The organism is Caulobacter sp. SL161 (assembly GCF_026672375.1).
GTDB lineage: Bacteria > Pseudomonadota > Alphaproteobacteria > Caulobacterales > Caulobacteraceae > Caulobacter.
In genome coordinates, this window is sequence record NZ_JAPPRA010000001.1 from 3112385 (window position 1) to 3126103 (window position 13719).

Below are 13719 nucleotides of genomic sequence, written 5' to 3' on the forward strand. Positions count from 1 at the left end.
GACTACAGTTCCGCCTCGCCGTCGCCCTTGATGCGACGGACCTGGGCGCCGCAAGCGCCCAGCTTCTCCTCAAGGCGCTCAAAGCCCCGATCGAGGTGATAGATGCGGCTGACCGTGGTCTCGCCGCGTGCGACCAGACCCGCGATCACCAGGCTGACCGATGCGCGCAGGTCGGTGGCCATCACCTCGGCGCCTTCCAAGCGCTCGACGCCGCGCACGCGCGCCTCACCGCCCGACACCGAGATGTCGGCGCCCAGGCGCATCAGCTCCGGCGCGTGCATGAAGCGGTTCTCGAAGATGGTCTCGCGGATGCGGCTCTCGCCCTTGGCCGTCGTCATCAAGGCCATGAACTGCGCCTGCAGGTCGGTGGCGAAGCCGGGGAACGGTGCGGTCTCGATGTCGACCGCGCTCAGGCGCTGGCCGTTACGACGGATGATGCAGCCATCGGCCGTCTCTTCGACGCCGGCGCCGGCCTCTTTGAGCTTGTCCAGCAGGGCGTCGATCAGGCCCGGACGCGCATTGCTGAGACGGACCTCGCCGCCGGCCATGGCGGCCGCCACGGCGTAGGTGCCCATCTCGATCCGATCCGGAATGACCGCGTGCGTCGCGCCGTGCAGACGCGGAACACCGGTGATCGTCACGGTCGGCGTGCCCGCGCCCTCGACCTTGGCGCCCATGGCGTTCAGGCACTCCTGGAGGTCGACCAGTTCCGGCTCGCAGGCGGCGTTGTGGATCACCGAAACGCCATCGGCCAGCACGGCGGCCAGCATGGCGTGCTCGGTGGCGCCGACCGACACGAACGGGAAGCGGATCTCCGCGCCCTTCAGGCCGCGCGGGGCCTGAGCGTAGACATAGCCCTCGTGCAGGTCGATCTTGGCGCCCAGCGCCTCGATGGCCTGAAGGTGCAGATCGACCGGACGCGCGCCGATGGTGCAGCCGCCGGGCAACGACACCTTGGCCTGGCCGGAGCGCGCCACCAGGGGCCCCAGCACGTTGAACGAGGCGCGCATCTGGCGAACCAGGTCATAGGGCGCAAAACCGCTGGTGATCTCCGGCGCGTGCAGCAGGGTCTGCTGGCCGTCCGGGCCATCGCTCTCGGTGACCTGCACGCCCAGGCGCGTCAGCAGCTTGCCCAGGAAGCGGGTGTCGGCCAGGCGCGGCATGTTGGTCAGGCGCAGCGGCTCGTCGGTGAGCAGGCTGGCCGCCATCAGCTTGATGGCGGAATTCTTGGCGCCGCTGACCGGGATCGTCCCGTTCAACTGCGCGCCGCCGATGATGGCGATGCGATCCATTAAGGTCCCTCGAACGCGCGGGGTGGGGACGCCGCGCGGTCCACATGTGAGGCGCGCGTTCTATCCGTTGCAAGAGGGCTTGCAAGGCCCTGACGGTCTAAATCGGCGCGGAGAGATCGTAGGGACGCTCGTCAGGCCAGAACAGCGCATGAGTCGTGCTGGCCAGATCGACCGCCACCTGCGCCAGATCGATCGCCTTGCGCAGGGCCGCAAGACCATCCTCGCCGAACGCCGCCTTGCCGACCTCGGTGTCGAACTGCCCGCCGTCGCCCGACAGGCGCACCGCCACCGCCCATCCCTCGCCGCCCGGATTCGGAAACGGCGCGGAAAGCGAGAGGGTCAACGCCCGCCGTTCGCCGGAGCCATGAGTTATCCCCAGCAACTTCCGAACATCGTTATATGGTTTCGGAGCGGCCTCCGCAGCGGCGATGGCCGCGTCCTCGCCGCCAAAATCCTTGCGGGCCGCGGCTTTTCGCTTGCGAAGATTGGTTCTGAGGGCCTCGGCCAGCTTGGCTTCGCGGGCCGCCTTGTCGTCGTCGATCGGCATGTTCCGGGCGTGCGGCGACAAAGTTGTTCGGTCAAGACGATTTTGGGCTTGGCGTTCGCGATTCTCCTCGCTATACGCCCCCTCCTCGTCGCCGCCGTAGCTCAGTGGTAGAGCGCATCCTTGGTAAGGCTGAGGTCGGCAGTTCAATCCTGCCCGGCGGCACCATGGGGACCCAAGCAAGTTTCTTTGCTTGGGTCCCCGCCATGCTTCCCAAACACAATGACGAGATGCGGCTCACCGGAGCCCCGTATCCCTTGGGCGCTCAAGGCGCCCGACATCCATGACGTCACGATCAGACCTCGTCAGCGGCCCGCGCGGCGGCGCGGGTCGGCGCCAGAATCGACGGACAGGTGCTACCCAGGGCGGCCCTTGGGACATGGGCCCGATAGCTCGGGCCTACGCCCGCTTTCGACAGAGACCAGAGTGATGACTCGAGACGTGAAACTTGGCGCGCTTCTCGTCCTAGCGCATCTTTGGGCCCTGGGCGCTTCGAGCACGGCGTGGGCGGAAACCCTGCGCGTTGGCCCCCAAAGCCCCTTCAAGACCGTCACCGCAGCGCTCGAAGCGCTCCCGTCGGACGGTGGAACCCTTGAACTGGCGCCAGGGGAGTATCGCGAGAAGATCACCATCACCAAACCCAACGTCCAGCTGATCGGTCGCGGACGCCATGCTCAGGACGTGGTGTTGGTGTGGAGCGACAGCGCCTTGACGGCGGGCGGGACGTCGAAATCATTTTCGGTCGCCGTGTCGGGCGATGGCTTTCGCGCCCGAAACCTCACGATCCAGAACGACTACCACCTGAAGGATCCCCGCCCCTCACAAGCGGTCGCGCTGCATCTGACCGCTGATCGTGCGGTTCTGGACAATGTCCGCCTCCTGGGCGCTCAGGACACGCTTTACGCCGCCAGCAAGAAGGACAAGCCCAGCCGGCAGTACTTCAAGAACTGCTACATCGAAGGGCACGTGGACTTCATCTTCGGCGACGCCAAGGCCTTCTTCGACCGTTGCCACATCCATGGCCTGGCCCATGACAGCGTGCTCTTCACGGCGCAGAGCAAAAACCGGCCCGATCAGGACAGCGCCTATGTCTTCGATCGCGGCCTGGTCACCGCAGCGCCCGAAGCGAAGGGAATCTTCCTGGGCCGGGCCTGGCGTCCGTTCGCCACGGTGGTCTTCCTGCGCACCCGCATCGAGGCCGATGTCGACCCCGCCGGCTGGCGCGAATGGACGCCGGGCAAGACCGATACGCTGTCTACGGCCTACTTCGCCGAATTCGCCTCGACAGGGAGGGGCGCGGCTCCTGAGCAGCGCGACCCTCGCACACACCAGTTGAGCGCCGAGCAGGCCAAGGTCTGGCGACGTGAGCGTTTCCTCGCCGGCGCCGACGGATGGCGGCCAAGGTAGGGCCTCGTCATCATCCCGGCTGAGCACGCTTCAGCCGCGCCATCACGATGAAGACGAGCAGGCTCGTGACCAGCAGCACCGCCGCCAACGCGAACATGGGGGCCAGCGCGCTGCCGGTGGCGTCGCGGACGATCGGAACCAGATTCTGCGCGATAAAGCCGCCTAGATTGCCGACGGCGTTGATGGTCGCGATGCCCGCCGCCGCCCGTGGGCCGCTGAGGAAGCTGGGCGGCAGGCTCCAGAACACCGGCTGGGCGGCGAAGATAGCAGGCGCGGCGATGCACAGCATGGCGAACTTCAAGGGCGCGCCCGGCACGATGACGCTGAGGCTCAGGGCCACTGCGGCCAGCAGGACGGGCCCTGCGATATGCCAGGCGCTGGCGCCGTGTCGCGCCGCGTGGCGCGGCACGAACCACAGCGCCACGGCGACAAACAGCCAGGGGATGACGTTGATGAAGCCGTTCATGGTGTTGGAGACCCCGAACGACTTCACGATAGTCGGCAGCCAATAGCTGAGGCCATAGGCGCCCAGCGGCATGCCGATATAGAGGCCGGCCAGCATCAGGACGCGCGGATCGAAGATCGCCTTCCAGGCCCCGCGATGATCGTCTACCTCCCCGCTCCGCTCGGCCGCGAGCGTCGAAGCCAGCCAGGACTTTTCGACATCCGGAAGCCAACGAGCGTCCGAAGGACCGCTCGGCAGCCGCCAGAGCACATAGGGCGCCAAAAGGACCGCCGGAGCCCCTGTCACCAGGAAGACCCATTGCCAGCCGGCAAGGCCGAGGAGACCGTCCATCCCCAGCAGAAGCCCGCCGATCGCCGCGCCGACCGCATTGGCGAACGCCGAGGCGATCATGAAGAGCCCGACCATACGGGCGCGGTGCGCCTGCGGGTACCAGAGGGTCAGCACGTAGAGCACGCCGGGGAAGAACCCCGCCTCGGCCACCCCGAGCAGGAAGCGCAGGACGTAGAACATCGCCGCGTTCTGGGTGAAGCCGAGCGCCAGTGTGACCAGGCCCCACGAGAACATGATCCGGGCGAACCACACCCGCGCGCCCACCCGCGCGAGAATCAGGTTCGCGGGCGCCTCGAACAGGAAGTAGCCGATGAAGAACAGCGAAGCGCCGAGACCATAGGCGGCTTCGCTCAGACCCAGCGCCGAGACCATGTCGAGCTTGGCGTAGGAGACGTTCTGCCGGTCGATATAGGCGATCAGGTACATCAGGCAGAACAGCGGCATCAGCCGCCGTGTGACACGCCCGACGGTGGCGCGCTCCAGGTCGCTGGACGAGTCGGACATGGATGATCTCCAGATAGGCGAAGCGCGTTTGAGCGGCGTTTGGCGGCGTGGTCGTGTTGCGCGCGGTGCACGGATCATCAAGGATCCGAAGAGCCGCCGTATCGCTTAGGCCAGTGGATCGAGCTCGATCAGAACCACGTCGTTGGCCCGCATAGGCAGGTCCACGCTCGTGTCCCCCGACACGCGCAGCAACCGTTCGATCTCCGGCCGGTCCTGGGTCAGCGCCTCGAGCGATCGCAACTGCGCCGGCGTGAGCGTGGTGGGCAGGCCCATCTCGATATAGGCGCTGTAGGCGTCGTTACGCTGATAACCGACCCGGCGCACCCGCAGCTGATAACGGCCTGGCTTGAGGTGGCTCAACCGGACCTTCAGCGGCTCGATGTCGGAGGCGGGGTGGGGCCGCGTGTAGAACGGGCGATTGCTGACCTTCTGGTCGGGCTGTCGCCAAGCATAGGCCAGAACCGAAACCCGATCCCCATCGCGCGCCGCGAAGACCTGATCGTCTTCACAGGCCAGCTCAAGCCCTTTCAGAGCGTTCAGATACTTGTAGGCGAACCAGGCCGGCTTGCGGATCCCTTGCGGATTCATCAGGCCAAAACCGCCTTGGAACGGCGCGGTCGGGGGGCCCGGTTCTTCGAACAGATCGGTATAGGTCCAGTAGCTCATGCCCTGGACGAGACCCTGGGTCCGCCGCAGTTTCTCGACGATGTAGGCGGCGCTGACATAGCTGTCGTGAACACTGTCACGCGGCGTATAGCTGGTGCTCCATTCGGTGAAGTAGAGCGGCAGACCCGGATAGGCCGAGGCCTCGATCTGCTCCCGAACGCGGCGCACATCCCCGACGACGGCGTCCGGTGACGGCGACAGCTTGGTGTCCTGCACGCCCTTCTCATCGAGAAAGCCGCCATCGACACCGTAGGTATGGGTGGTGACGAAGTCGACGGCCGAACCGCTCTTCTTCACATGGGCCAGGAACTCCGGAACCCACGCCGCGCCGGCCGTGGCGGGCCCGCCGACCCGCAGGCTCGGGTCGATCGCCTTGATGGCGCGGGCGGTGATGTCATAAAGCTCGAAATAGGCCGCTTGATCCGCCTTCTCCCAGAAGCCGTCGAGATTGGGCTCGTTCCAGACCTCGAAGAACCAGGTCCGCACCTCCTCGACGCCATACCGGGCGCGCAGGTGGCGGACAAAGGCGTCGATCAGGTCGCGCCAGGGACCAAGCTGCGGATGGGAGGTGTTGCCCTTCCAGTAGAAGATCGTCTGGTCGGAGGTCTTCATCGCTTCGGGCGTGAAGCCCAGTTCGATGAAGGGCTTGATCCCCTTGGCCAGCAGGGCGTCGTAGAGCTGATCGATCTTGGTCCAGTCGTAGACGATCTTGCCGTCTTGGATCTTCACCGTGCCCAGCACGTCGTGGAAGATCGCGTGGAAGCGAATGTAGCGGAAACCCAGCTCGTCGACGGTCGTCTTCAGCTGCGCCTGGCTATCCTCGCGGATCAGTGTGCCTGGATAGTCGGAGCCGATCGAAAGATCGAAGAAGCGATCGACCGGATGACCGGTTCGGCGCGCGTCGACGTGAATGATCCGCACACCGGGTCCGGCGTTCGCTACGACAGGCAGGCTCGACAAACCCGCCACGAGGGCCCGACGCGATAGCGACATACGTTTCCTCCTCGTCTTTGAAGGAACAGCTACACGCCGTTGATAGCGCTATCAATTGATTTTGCGGCATCGCTGCAATGGCCGCAACGGCGGATCCTCCGCCGTTAGCAAACAGGCTTCACCCGACCTGATCGAAGCGATCAAGCCGGATGAAATGCTTGTGGATCAGAGACTTATAGCGCCGTCTTGTACAGCGCCAGCAGTTCGCTCCAGGCCTTCTCCGCCGCAGGCTCGTTGTAGGCTTGGCTGCCAGGCACGGTCCAACCGTGGTTGGCGCCGACATAGACCTCGACGGTCGCCTTGATCTTGGCCTCGGCGAACGCGGCCTTGAGCTTGTCCTTGGACGTCGGATCACGCTTGTCGTCGTTGTCGGCGACGGCGACGAGATAGTCGGCCTTCGTCTTCGGGATCAGCAATTGCGGGCTGTCTGGCCCCTCGGCGGTCAGACCGCCGCCATGGAAGCTGACCACGGCGCCGATGCGCGTGGGGTTCGAGCCAGCGGTGCGGAAGGCCAGCGGCCCGCCCATGCAGTAGCCCTGAACGCCGACGCGCTTGGCCTTGTTGGTCTGCGGCTGCGCGTCGAGGAAGGCGACAAAGGCCACGGCGTCGGTAACCGCCGTGGTCGGCGTCACGGTCCTGGCCAGGGCCGAGATCGTTTCGCGATCCTGGGGATTGGCGAAGCTCATCGCCCCTTCCATCACCGGCGCCTTCTTGGTCCGGTAATAGAGGTTGGGGACCAGAACGACATAGCCCGAGGAGGCCAGACGACGGGCCATCTGGCGGAACACCGGACGGAGGCTCCAGATGTCGGGCCACAGCAGCACGGCGGGCCACTTGCCCTTGCCCTTGGGATAGAACAGCGCCGCGTCGGCCTCGCCGTCCGGCGTCTTGACCGCGACGTCCTTCTCCACGACGGAGTCGTCGGCGTGCGCGACTGTAGCGACGCCGGTCAGCGCGACGGTCAGCAGACCGAACCGGCGGCGAGAGATCGTCGGATCCTGAATGAGGCCGGGGTGGATTTCGTCATCGCACATGGCGGTCTCCTCCTTAGATTTGGGACCGGCACGCTATAACCGCGTTATCCGTTCGCCTATCCACTTTACCGGGCTGCCGAATAGGTCGCCTTGCCGGGGACGAGCAGGTCCTGTTTGCGACCGTCGCACACCGCGTAGCTGAACCCGGACTGGATCGCCCAGGCTCCGACCTCGCCCGCCTTGTTTACGGCCAGGAAACCAACCTGGATGTCCTTGGCTTGGGGCTTTTTCTTCAAGATCCGCTCGACGGCCTCACGGCAGGCCGCCTCGGGCGAGCGTCCCTGGCGCATCAGTTCCACCACCAGGAAGCTGCCGACATTGCGGATCACTTCTTCGCCGACACCGGTCGAGGTCGCACCGCCCACGTCGTTGTCGACATAGAGCCCCGCGCCGATGATTGGGCTGTCGCCGACCCGGCCGCGCATCTTCCAGGCCATGCCGCTGGTGGTGCAGGCGCCGGATAGGTTTCCCTTGGCGTCGATCGCCAGCATGCCGATGGTGTCGTGGTTGCCCGCCCCGCCCGGCGTGCCGAGCTGCCCCGTGGTCTTGCCGTAGTCCAAGACCTCACTGTTGGCTTTGGGATCGTATTTGGCGTCCTTTTTCCAGGCCTCCCAGGCGGCGCGGGACTCGGGCGTCAGCAGTTCCTCGCGGGGAAAGCCCTGCTCCAGCGCGAACTGCAGCGCTCCGGCGCCGACCAGCATCACGTGCGGAGTCTTTTCCATCACGCGGCGCGCCACCGAGATCGGGTGCGCGATATGCTCCAGCGCCGCCACCGCGCCGCAGTTGCCCAGTTCGTCCATGATGCAGGCGTCCAGCGAGACGTTCCCGTCCCTGTCCGGATAGCCGGCGCGGCCGACGCTGTGGTTCTTCAGATCCTGCTCGGGAACCCGCGCGCCGGCCTCCACGGCGTCCAGCGCCCGACCGCCCTTGGACAGGATCGCCCAGGCCGCCTGGTTCGCCGCGACGCCGAAGTCCCAGGTCGAGATCACCCCGGCGCCCTGCAATCGGACGGCCCCGTCGTCGGCGAACGCCGCCTTGGCGCCCATCATGGCCGATCCCGCCAAAGACGCGCCGATAAGCCCTCTGCGATTCAACATCGGTATGCTCCAACAGACCAGACCGAGTCCGTAACACGGCCAAACGAGAAACCATGTCCGCCCATCGCGTTCTGCTCGAAGTCTGCGTCGATACGCCCTCTGGATTGGCGGCGGCGATCGCCGGTGGCGCGGATCGCGTCGAACTCTGCTCGGCGCTCGCCCTGCAAGGTCTGACCCCAGCGCCCGGCCTGATGGCGCAGGCCGCATCGGCGCCGATCCCGGTCTATCCGATGATCCGCCCGCGCCACGGCGACTTCTGCTACGACGCGCGCGACCTGGATGCGATGCGGCGGGATATCGACGCGGTTCGAGGCTACGGCCTGCCCGGCGTCACGATCGGCGCGAGCCAGGCCAACGGCGCCTTGGATCTAAAGGTCCTGCGCAAACTGGTGGAACAGGCCGAGGGCCTGGGCACGACGCTGCATCGCGCTTTCGACGTGGTTCCGGACATGTCCGAAGCGCTCGAGATCGCTGTCGAGCTGGGCTTCGAGCGCGTGCTGACCTCGGGCGGCGCGCTGAACGCGCTGGACGCGACAGACAGGCTGGCCGCATTGGTGGAACAGGCGTGCGGGCGCATCAGCATCATGGCTGGAGCGGGCGTCAGGCCCGGCAACATCGCCGAACTGGTGCGCCGGACGGGCGTGCGGGAAGCCCACGGCTCGTTCGGCGGTCCGGTTCCAGGCGCCGATCCGCGCTCGCAGCTCGGCGCCATGGGCTTCGTTCCGCCCGAGCTTCGCGACACCAGCCAAGCCGCCGTTGCAGAGGCGGTCAAAGCGCTGCGCGCGCTCTAAGCCTCGATAATGTGCGGGATAAACCGCGAGCGGTCGCGGGTGACGCGGCTGCGATCCTCGCGTACGCCGACGCCCGCCGGCTGGTCGCCAATCACCCACGAGCCGACGACGGGGTAGTTCACGCCAAACTTCGGCGGCGGCTTCAGCGCCTGACGGATCCAGCCTTCACCGCCGTAGCCCTGGTCGAGCACCCTGCCCTTGCGACCGTCCTTCCAGAGCTCGATGTTCGCGCCCTCGCGGCTGAACAGCGGCTTGCGGGCGTAGCTGGCCCCCAGACGCTCGACCTTGGGATCGTCGTCGAAATAGGTCTCCAGCAGGTTGGGATGTCCCGGATGGCGCTCCCAAAGCAGAGGCAGCATCGCCTTGTTCGACAGCACCGCCTTCCAGGGCGGCTCGAGGAACAGGGTCTTCGAGGCCGCAATGTTGGCGGCGTAGGGCTCTCGGAGCATGTCCTCCCAGGGATACAGCTTGAACAGCGCGCCGATGATGTAGTTGTCCTGGTCGACGAAGCGGCCGTCCGCGTCGAGACCGATCGCCGTGGTCGGTACGAACTTGGGCTCCAGGCCCGCCAGCCGGCCCATGTCCTCCAGGAATCGCACCGTCTGACGGTCCTCGACGAAATCCGGGTCGCTGGCAAAGTGAACGAAGCCGCCGTTCGGGAAGATCGCCTTGAAGCGCTCGGCCAACTGGTCATGCAGGCTGTTGAACTGGTCGGTGGCGTCGGGAAGCGCGCCCTGCTGGATCATGTCCTCCAGCCACAGCCACTGGAACACCGCCGCCTCATAGATGCTGGTCGGGGTGTCGGCGTTGTACTCGTAGAGCTTGGGCGGCCCAGCCCCGTCGTAGAAGAAGTCGAACCGGCCATAGAGCGAGGGATCGCGCGCCGCCCACGAGGCCGCGACCAGGTCGCGGGCGGCCTCGGGGATCTGAAGCCGGGCCATCAGGGCGTCGCTTTTGACGGCGTCGTCCACAAGCTCCAGGCAGAGCTGGTGCAGCGCCTCTGTCGCGGGCTCCAGATGGCCCTCGACCTCCTCCAGCGTGAAGGCGTAGGCCGCTCGCTCGTCCCAGTAGCGGCGGCCATCGGCGTGGTGCCAGGTGAAGCCGACGGCCTCGGCCTTGGACTTCCAGTCCCGCCGAGGCTTGAGGGTCAGACGACGCATCAGGCGTTCGAGCCGTCCCGACCGACCTTTTGCTTGTCCTCGATGGCCAGCATGGGGGCCGGCAAGGCTTCGTCCTTGGGGGCCATCAGGCGCGCCAGCACGTCCTCTGCGCCGCTCGCGCCCGGCAGGATGCCCGCCGCCGCCAGCTTGGCGTCGAGATCCGCGCCGGTCTTGCGGTCTTCCGACTCGCTGTGCAGTCGGAACTGCTCTTCGCGAACCGCCTGGCGTTCCTTGATGCGCTTGAGGCTGTCGGCCGCAGAGCCGACCACGCCGCTGGCCGAACCCGAGCGCGAGATGACGGCCGCCTGCGCCTTCTGGACGCTTTCGTTGACCTTCACGATCTCGATCTCGCGGCGCAGCGCCTCAACTTTGGTGTCGGTCTGGGCGATCACCGTGCGCAGCTTTTCCTCGGCGGCGCGCAGCTCGTTCATCTGGGTCGATTTCTGGCCCGCATCCTTTTCGAGGTCGGCGATGCGCTGCGCCACTTCCAGCGCCAGAGCCTGGTCGCCCTTGTTCATCGCCGCCCGCGCAGAGGACTCGTACTTGCGCGACTGGTCCGTCAGTTGGGCGACCTCGGTCTCCAGCGCGCGACGACGCGCGACCAGCTTGGCCAGCTCGTCCCGGGCCTTGCCCTGGGCGTTGTCGGCGTCGCGGATTTCCTGGTCCAGGATGCGAAGGGCGTTGGCGTCCACCACCGTCTGCGCGCCGTCATGCGCCGCGCCGCGGAACAGGGCCGAGAGCTTGCTCCAGATCGACATTCGAAGTTCTCCGGTCTCTGTCTTCAGGCGGCCGCGACGCGGCTCTTTTCAAAGGAATCGCGCAGGTCGCTGGCGGCGGCGATGGCGTTATCGGCCAGGGTGCGCAGCTCGATGACCAGCGTCTGCAAGGTGGTCTTGGACGAGATCTCGCCCATCAGCTCGTAATAGTCGCGGCCGTCGACCGTGGTGATGCCGAAGTTCGACAGCGGCACGATCTTCTGAGCCTTCAGCAAAAACTCATTGAATTCCGCGCGATTGTTCTGCTCGTCACAGGCCCATAGTAGGGTCGAGACGACCAGTTGCAGCCCGCCGCCGCTGACATAGATCGGCAGGTCGCCGAACTCGTGCATGACGACCATCAGCACGGGCTCGACGCCCTCGACGACCGTCACGGTCATCTCGTCCTCGCGCACGAGCGCGCTTTCCACCAGCGCATCGCGCAGGGTGTGGATCGTCCAGGCGGTGTCGATAACGGAGTCCATGTGTCTGACGCCCTTGGGGGGATTGGGATTGGTCTGCAGCGCCGGTCCGCGGACCGACTCGACGACGATGGCCTGCACAGCCGAAAGAATGTCGGGCTTGCACGCCGCCGGCGCCCAGACCTCGATTTTCACGAAGCCAGCGTTCCGTCGCGCCTCGCGCCACGCCCGCGTTCTTTCAGCGGCCTGAGCGCTTCTCTTCAGTTTGGCAGGCATGTGTTACATGTACGCATAACATGTATGCTTGACAAGTCACCGTTCGACGTCATCCTGCGACCGACTTCACCCGAGGGCAAGCACGCTTTCGGGAAACCGGCCTCGCCCACCAGATAAGCGAGCCGGCCCAGGATTCGAGGCCTCGCCGATCGCGATGTTCGGAAAACTCTTCGGCCGCAAAGACCAACCCTCCGGCCCCGCCCTGCCCATCATCCGCAACGTGACGATCGGCCGGACCGTGGTGCTGGACCCGCTGGCCTGGCGACGGCTGGGCGCGGAGACCAAGTTCGCCCTCGACCGAGATACGCTGGAGATCACGGCCCAGGGCCTGATCCAGCTGAACGACGGCGCCTTCGTCCATCGCTTCTACACGGACGACGAGATCCTGTTCCAGGTCGTCTCCGATGATCGTGAGGGACAGAAGGCCAACGACTTCACCGTCTTCACGCCCTGGGCCAGCGAGTATCCGGCTGATCGCGCCGATCACGAACTGTGGAGCGAACGCCTGCGGTCGCGCACGTTCCAGCCCGAGGGCCTGCCGCCCTATACCCGCCTGTGGTTCGGCGACGAGGCGGAACGTCAGGATCCCGTCACGCTCTGGGAAGACGTCTACTACGCCCGTGACGCCCAGACGCCCGACCGCCGCCTCTTTCAGACGGTCATGCTGTTCCACCGGGAGCTTCTCGGCGGCGACGGGCGCGAACTCTTGCTGGCCCTGACCCTCGAGCCCGAGGACAGCAAGGACGTCAGTCACGAGACCATGATCGGCCTGCCGCTGTCGGTGGGCGAGTTCCGAGCCTAAGTTTTGACAGGCCACGCGTTCGATCCGCACGCGCCGGTCGACCGGTCTTCTTGAAGGAGCCAGCCAGATGTTCGACTTCATCGGTTTCAAGGCCGGAGCGATGGCCTTCCTGCTGGCCTTCGTGGTGGCGGGCCTGTTCACCATCGCCTTCAAGTACGTCTACCAGTGGGTGACTCCGTACAACGAGCGGGCCCTGATCCGGCAAGGCAACACGGCGGCCGCGATCGCGCTGGCCGGCGCCTTGATCGGCTATGTCCTGCCGCTGGCCTCGGCGCTCAGCCACACGGTCAGCCTGCCCGAGTTCGCGGCCTGGGCGACGCTGGCCGGCGTGATCCAGATCGCCGCCTTCACCGGCGTGCGCCTCGTCGCTCTGCCCGACGTCAAGGCGCGCATCGAAAACGGCGAGGTCTCGGTCGGCGTCTACCTCGCGGGTATCTCCATTGCGGTCGGCCTGCTCAACGCCGCCTGCATGACCACCTGAGGATCTCGCCATGACCGCTCCTCGCAAGCGCTCGAATTCGCTCAAGCTCAGCAGCATGCTGGCCGGCGCGGCCTCGCTCACCCTGGCCGGCTGCGACGATCCCTCGCCCCAGGCCAGTTGGGACCCCAACCGGGGCGAACAGGTCCAGGCGTTCAGCTACAAGAGCCTCGCCGAATGCCAGGTGGCCAACGAGGTCTCCGACGAGCAGTGCGCGACCTCTTGGGCCGCCGCCCAGAAGGACGACGCCGAAAAGGGACCGCGCTACGACGCACGCGCGACCTGTGAAGAGGTCTATGGGGCCGGCAACTGCGTGCCCCGCAGCGAGAACGGCCAAAGCTTCTTTGGACCCCTGCTGGCCGGCTTCGTGATCGGCCAGATGCTGGACGGCGGCGGCGGCTACTATCGCGGCACCGGCATGTATCGCCGCGACGACCGCTACGGCGGCGGCTACTACTCGACCTGGGGCGGCCAGCTCGGACGGGACTACGGCACCGGCAAGACGGTCATCAGCAAGACCAGCATCGATCCGCCGGATGTGATCCGCAACGCGCCGCCCAAGGTGCAGACCCGCACCTCCGTCGTCTCGCGCGGCGGCTTCGGCGGCGGGCGCAGCTACGCCAGCAGCAGCGGCGGCTTCAAGGGCGGCTTCGGCGGCTAAATCGCCGACCACCTCGTTTTTGCGATTGACTCGCAATAGCT

General features: G+C 66.2%; 14 protein-coding genes and 1 tRNA gene. 6 read left to right on the forward strand and 9 right to left on the reverse strand.

The annotated features are described in order from the left end of the window. Nucleotides 1-2: 2 nt before the first annotated feature. Nucleotides 3-1292 carry a UDP-N-acetylglucosamine 1-carboxyvinyltransferase gene (gene murA, locus OVA11_RS15300; protein WP_268068145.1) on the reverse strand — a complete coding sequence of 430 codons (1290 nt, stop codon included), beginning with the start codon at nucleotides 1290-1292 and terminating at the stop codon, nucleotides 3-5. Nucleotides 1293-1389: 97 nt separating this feature from the next. Continuing rightward, complete coding sequence (locus OVA11_RS15305; protein WP_268068146.1) at nucleotides 1390-1839, reverse strand: hypothetical protein; 450 nt, start codon at nucleotides 1837-1839, stop codon at nucleotides 1390-1392. A 90-nt stretch (nucleotides 1840-1929) separates the two neighbouring features. Here OVA11_RS15305 and OVA11_RS15310 point away from each other — a divergent pair. Both OVA11_RS15310 and OVA11_RS15315 read left to right on the forward strand, forming a co-directional pair. Beyond that, a tRNA-Thr gene (locus OVA11_RS15310) sits at nucleotides 1930-2004 on the forward strand. A 261-nt stretch (nucleotides 2005-2265) separates the two neighbouring features. Next, nucleotides 2266-3243 (forward strand): pectinesterase family protein, encoded by a 978-nt coding sequence (locus OVA11_RS15315; RefSeq protein WP_268068147.1) that lies wholly within the window; start codon nucleotides 2266-2268, stop codon nucleotides 3241-3243. 10 nt (nucleotides 3244-3253) lie between these two features. On the opposite strand, the gene OVA11_RS15320 is transcribed toward OVA11_RS15315, so the two are convergent. The 4 genes from OVA11_RS15320 to OVA11_RS15335 all read right to left on the reverse strand — a co-directional run bounded on the left by OVA11_RS15320 (nucleotide 3254) and on the right by OVA11_RS15335 (nucleotide 8333). Then, nucleotides 3254-4543: an MFS transporter gene (locus OVA11_RS15320; RefSeq protein ID WP_268068148.1), complete on the reverse strand. Its 1290-nt coding sequence runs from the start codon at nucleotides 4541-4543 to the stop codon at nucleotides 3254-3256. 105 nt (nucleotides 4544-4648) lie between these two features. Beyond that, nucleotides 4649-6202, reverse strand: a complete 1554-nt coding sequence (locus OVA11_RS15325) for a GH39 family glycosyl hydrolase (RefSeq protein ID WP_268068149.1) — start codon at nucleotides 6200-6202, stop codon at nucleotides 4649-4651. A gap of 173 nt (nucleotides 6203-6375) precedes the next feature. Continuing rightward, on the reverse strand, nucleotides 6376-7236 hold the full coding sequence (locus OVA11_RS15330; RefSeq protein WP_268068150.1) for a dienelactone hydrolase family protein: 861 nt from the start codon (nucleotides 7234-7236) through the stop codon (nucleotides 6376-6378). A 65-nt stretch (nucleotides 7237-7301) separates the two neighbouring features. Then, nucleotides 7302-8333: a N(4)-(beta-N-acetylglucosaminyl)-L-asparaginase gene (locus tag OVA11_RS15335; protein ID WP_268068151.1), complete on the reverse strand. Its 1032-nt coding sequence runs from the start codon at nucleotides 8331-8333 to the stop codon at nucleotides 7302-7304. A gap of 53 nt (nucleotides 8334-8386) precedes the next feature. Between OVA11_RS15335 and OVA11_RS15340 the strand changes: the two genes are divergently transcribed. Continuing rightward, nucleotides 8387-9124, forward strand: a complete 738-nt coding sequence (locus OVA11_RS15340) for a copper homeostasis protein CutC (RefSeq protein WP_268068152.1) — start codon at nucleotides 8387-8389, stop codon at nucleotides 9122-9124. Here OVA11_RS15340 and OVA11_RS15345 read toward each other — a convergent pair. The 3 genes from OVA11_RS15345 to OVA11_RS15355 are packed head-to-tail and all read right to left on the reverse strand — an operon-like array spanning nucleotide 9121 to nucleotide 11737. Then, nucleotides 9121-10284: a glutathionylspermidine synthase family protein gene (locus OVA11_RS15345; protein WP_268068153.1), complete on the reverse strand. Its 1164-nt coding sequence runs from the start codon at nucleotides 10282-10284 to the stop codon at nucleotides 9121-9123. The two genes, OVA11_RS15340 and OVA11_RS15345, sit on opposite strands and share 4 nt — an antisense overlap. Continuing rightward, nucleotides 10284-11042 (reverse strand): PspA/IM30 family protein, encoded by a 759-nt coding sequence (locus OVA11_RS15350; protein WP_268068154.1) that lies wholly within the window; start codon nucleotides 11040-11042, stop codon nucleotides 10284-10286. The genes OVA11_RS15345 and OVA11_RS15350 overlap by 1 nt, the downstream gene beginning before the upstream one ends. A gap of 23 nt (nucleotides 11043-11065) precedes the next feature. Beyond that, the gene (locus OVA11_RS15355; protein WP_268068155.1) at nucleotides 11066-11737 is read right to left on the reverse strand and encodes a YjfI family protein; all 672 of its coding nucleotides are present in this window, start codon (nucleotides 11735-11737) and stop codon (nucleotides 11066-11068) included. A 148-nt stretch (nucleotides 11738-11885) separates the two neighbouring features. Between OVA11_RS15355 and OVA11_RS15360 the strand changes: the two genes are divergently transcribed. The 3 genes from OVA11_RS15360 to OVA11_RS15370 all read left to right on the forward strand — a co-directional run bounded on the left by OVA11_RS15360 (nucleotide 11886) and on the right by OVA11_RS15370 (nucleotide 13678). Continuing rightward, nucleotides 11886-12539: a YjfK family protein gene (locus OVA11_RS15360; RefSeq protein WP_268068991.1), complete on the forward strand. Its 654-nt coding sequence runs from the start codon at nucleotides 11886-11888 to the stop codon at nucleotides 12537-12539. Between the two features lie 67 nt (nucleotides 12540-12606). Further along, entirely contained in the window at nucleotides 12607-13020 is a 414-nt protein-coding gene (locus OVA11_RS15365) for a DUF350 domain-containing protein (protein ID WP_268068156.1), read from the forward strand. A 10-nt stretch (nucleotides 13021-13030) separates the two neighbouring features. Beyond that, on the forward strand, nucleotides 13031-13678 hold the full coding sequence (locus OVA11_RS15370) for a DUF1190 domain-containing protein (RefSeq protein WP_268068157.1): 648 nt from the start codon (nucleotides 13031-13033) through the stop codon (nucleotides 13676-13678). Nucleotides 13679-13719: the final 41 nt, after the last annotated feature.

Bases quoted from the DNA above. Each gene is read 5' to 3' on its own strand.
- murA (WP_268068145.1), bottom strand. From the start codon at position 1,292: ATGGATCGCATCGCCATCATCGGCGGCGCGCAGTTGAACGGGACGATC.
- OVA11_RS15305 (WP_268068146.1), bottom strand. From the start codon at position 1,839: ATGCCGATCGACGACGACAAGGCGGCCCGCGAAGCCAAGCTGGCCGAG.
- OVA11_RS15315 (WP_268068147.1), top strand. From the start codon at position 2,266: ATGACTCGAGACGTGAAACTTGGCGCGCTTCTCGTCCTAGCGCATCTT.
- OVA11_RS15320 (WP_268068148.1), bottom strand. From the start codon at position 4,543: ATGTCCGACTCGTCCAGCGACCTGGAGCGCGCCACCGTCGGGCGTGTC.
- OVA11_RS15325 (WP_268068149.1), bottom strand. From the start codon at position 6,202: ATGTCGCTATCGCGTCGGGCCCTCGTGGCGGGTTTGTCGAGCCTGCCT.
- OVA11_RS15330 (WP_268068150.1), bottom strand. From the start codon at position 7,236: ATGTGCGATGACGAAATCCACCCCGGCCTCATTCAGGATCCGACGATC.
- OVA11_RS15335 (WP_268068151.1), bottom strand. From the start codon at position 8,333: ATGTTGAATCGCAGAGGGCTTATCGGCGCGTCTTTGGCGGGATCGGCC.
- OVA11_RS15340 (WP_268068152.1), top strand. From the start codon at position 8,387: ATGTCCGCCCATCGCGTTCTGCTCGAAGTCTGCGTCGATACGCCCTCT.
- OVA11_RS15345 (WP_268068153.1), bottom strand. From the start codon at position 10,284: ATGCGTCGTCTGACCCTCAAGCCTCGGCGGGACTGGAAGTCCAAGGCC.
- OVA11_RS15350 (WP_268068154.1), bottom strand. From the start codon at position 11,042: ATGTCGATCTGGAGCAAGCTCTCGGCCCTGTTCCGCGGCGCGGCGCAT.
- OVA11_RS15355 (WP_268068155.1), bottom strand. From the start codon at position 11,737: ATGCCTGCCAAACTGAAGAGAAGCGCTCAGGCCGCTGAAAGAACGCGG.
- OVA11_RS15365 (WP_268068156.1), top strand. From the start codon at position 12,607: ATGTTCGACTTCATCGGTTTCAAGGCCGGAGCGATGGCCTTCCTGCTG.
- OVA11_RS15370 (WP_268068157.1), top strand. From the start codon at position 13,031: ATGACCGCTCCTCGCAAGCGCTCGAATTCGCTCAAGCTCAGCAGCATG.